At 37.1% G+C, this 3,023-nt stretch carries 2 protein-coding genes; both read left to right on the top strand.

What is annotated here, in order from left to right; genetic code table 11:
- The first annotated feature begins 93 nt into the window (after positions 1–93).
- Positions 94–1,290, top strand: coding sequence for a PAS domain S-box protein (locus HWQ58_RS19330; protein WP_292866022.1), 1,197 nt, complete (start codon positions 94–96; stop codon positions 1,288–1,290).
- Between the two features lie 18 nt (positions 1,291–1,308).
- Positions 1,309–2,823 (top strand): ATP-binding protein, encoded by a 1,515-nt coding sequence (locus tag HWQ58_RS19325; RefSeq protein ID WP_292866019.1) that lies wholly within the window; start codon positions 1,309–1,311, stop codon positions 2,821–2,823.
- Positions 2,824–3,023: the final 200 nt, after the last annotated feature.

Raw genomic sequence — 3,023 nt, 5'->3', positions numbered from 1 at the left:
AACTTCTCGCTGTGCTTGAGTCTCAAGCTCTTAAATACTAATTAGATAGTCAGGGGGCAAGCACTGTGGGATGAAGATGGTAATGTAGTACGAATGGCAGGATCGCATACTGACATTACCGATCGCAAGCAAGCAGAGGAGACATTAAATAGCTTACTTAACCAACTAGAAAGCATGGTTGAAGAAAGGACAGCAGAGTTAACAAAAATCAACGAATCATTACAGACAGAAATTACTGAACGCCAGCGAATAGAAGAAGCATTGCGAGAGAGCGAACAGCGATTTCGTGCCGCATTCCATCAAGCTGCTGTTGGCATTGCCCATGTCGCAATCGATGGAAGCTGGTTGTTAGTTAATCAGAAGCTTTGCGATATTCTCGGTTACACACTCGAAGAACTACAGTTGTTAACTTTCCAAGATATTACTCACCCAGATGATCTCAACACTGATCTGAAATATGTTAAGCAGATTTTAGCAGATAATATTCAAACTTACTCGATGGAAAAGCGCTATTTCCGCAAAGATAATTCCATAATTTGGGTTAATCTCACTGTGTCTTTAATGCGCGAATCTAGTGGGGAGCCAAAATATTTTATTTCTGTGGTCGAAGACATTAGCGTTCGCCTTGCCGCGCAGCGCGAACGCAAGCAGTGGGAGGAGCAAATTAAAGCATCACTATTAGAAAAAGAGGTGTTATTAAAAGAAATTTACCATCGAGTCAAAAATAATTTACAGGTTATTTCTAGTCTGCTAAACCTGCAATCTGCTTATATCAAAGACCAAGAAGATTTGGTAATATTTCAACAAAGCCAGCAGCGGATTGCATCAATGGCTCTCGTTCACGAAAAATTGTATCAATCTCAAGACTTAGCAAAGATTAATTTTGGTGAATATATTAGAGATTTGATAGCCAGTTTATTTACTGCTTATGAAGTCAATGAAGATGCGATCGCTTTGACAATCAATACCGAAGATTGTATTTTTCTCCGTTTAGATACAGCAATTCCTTGTAGCTTAATTATTCATGAACTTGTATCTAATTCTTTAAAATATGCATTTACCAAAGGCAGTAATGGTGCAATCAATATTGAAATTAAGAGAATAATTAATAATAATTTAACACTGATAGTTAGTGATAACGGTATTGGCTTACCACCAAACTTTGATTTTAAAAAAATCGCATCATTAGGATGGGAGTTGGTAGATGCCTTAACCCATCAGTTAGCAGGAAATATCAATATTACAGGCTCTACTGGAGTAGAGTTTCAGGTGACATTTCCTTTACCATAAATACACAATTAATAAAAAATGACAAAGGCAAAAATTTTAGTTGTGGAAGATGAAGCTATTGTTGCGAAAGACTTACAATATCGGCTTAATAAATTTGGTTATACAGTTCCTGCTATTGCTTCTTCAGGAGAAGAAGCGATTAATATAGCAAGAGAAATATCTCCAGATTTAGTCCTGATGGATATCAAGCTTAAAGGGTCAATGGACGGGATACAAGCTGCTGAAGAAATCTATAAGCGTTTGGATATTCCAGTAATTTATTTGACTGCTTATGCAGATGAGAACACATTGGAACGAGCTAAGATAACTGAGCCGTTTGCCTACCTACTGAAACCTTTTAAAGAAAGAGAATTACAAACAAATATTGAAATAAGTTTGACTAAACATAGTTTAGAAAAGCAATTAAAAGTTAATAAAAAATGGCTGGATGCACTTTTAAAAAGTATCAGCGATGGTGTGATTGCTAGCGACTTAGAAGATTTAATTACTTTTATGAATCCGGTTGCGGAAAATCTGACTGGATGGAAACAGTCAGAAGCTTGTGGTAGAAATTCCTCAGAAGTATTTAATATTGCTAATGGCAAAACTCATAACCCTATTGAAAGTCCGATTATAAAAGTTCTTCAAGATGGTACGATCGTTAATCTTCCCGCAGAAACAATTTTGATTACTAAAGATGGTGCAGAAATACCAATTGACGACAGCGCTGCACCGATTAAAGATGACAAAGATAAGATTACAGGCGCTGTATTAGTGTTTCGAGATATTACTGAGCGCAAACGAGCAATTGAGGCGCGTCAAAAGCAAATTGAGCAAGAACAACTTGTGGTGCAATGGGAAGAGGTAAATCAACTCAAAAATGACTTTTTGAACTTAGTTTCTCACGAACTGCGATCGCCTCTGAGTAGTATCAAGATGATGATTCAAATGATACAATTATCGAATAGTACTGAGGATGCTCAACGCTATCTCAGATTAATGGAAAGCGAGTGCGATCGCGAACTAGAATTAATCAACGATCTACTAGACTTACAACGGCTAGAAAGCTCATCCTATCCAGTTATTACACCTGATACGTTACTCTTACAACAGTGGTTACTTTGGGTTATTGAGCCGTTTCAAATCCGCGTTCAAGAACATCAGCAAACTCTACAGCCTAATTTCCCTGCAAATCTCCCGCCGCTATTCTCAGATGGCATTAGCTTGGAACGCATCATAGTAGAATTGCTTAATAATGCCTGTAAATACACACCTGCAGGTGGTGAAATTGTCTTGAGTGTAAGTCACAATTCCTCGGAAGCACCTGCAAAAACTATTATTACTGTCAGTAATTCAGCAGAAATTCCGGTAGCAGAGTTACCACGGATATTTGATAAATTTTATCGTCTTCCCAATGCAGATATCTGGAATCAAGGTGGTTCGGGATTAGGTTTATCTATAGTACAGAAATTAGTCGAACAATTGCAAGGAAACATTCAAATAGAAAGTGGCAATGGATGGACTACATTCACTCTTACATTAACTGATTTATAGTACTCGATAACTCAAAAATTGCTATAGCAATCCTAAATGAGATTGTGAAAATTTTTGTTATGGTTGTCCTTGGTCATTAGTCATTAGTCATTTGTGATTACAAAGGACAAGTGACTAATGACTGTTATTACCCGAACTTAATATGATATCATGTCCGGGTAATTAGTTACGATTAAACTCCAAATTGAATCCACCAGTGA

This window comes from Nostoc sp. LPT, from assembly GCF_017115165.1.
GTDB lineage: Bacteria > Cyanobacteriota > Cyanobacteriia > Cyanobacteriales > Nostocaceae > Nostoc.
This window is presented reverse-complemented; position numbering and strand designations above follow the sequence as displayed.

Bases quoted from the DNA above. Each gene is read 5' to 3' on its own strand.
- HWQ58_RS19325 (WP_292866019.1), top strand. From the start codon at position 1,309: ATGACAAAGGCAAAAATTTTAGTTGTGGAAGATGAAGCTATTGTTGCG.
- HWQ58_RS19330 (WP_292866022.1), top strand. From the start codon at position 94: ATGGCAGGATCGCATACTGACATTACCGATCGCAAGCAAGCAGAGGAG.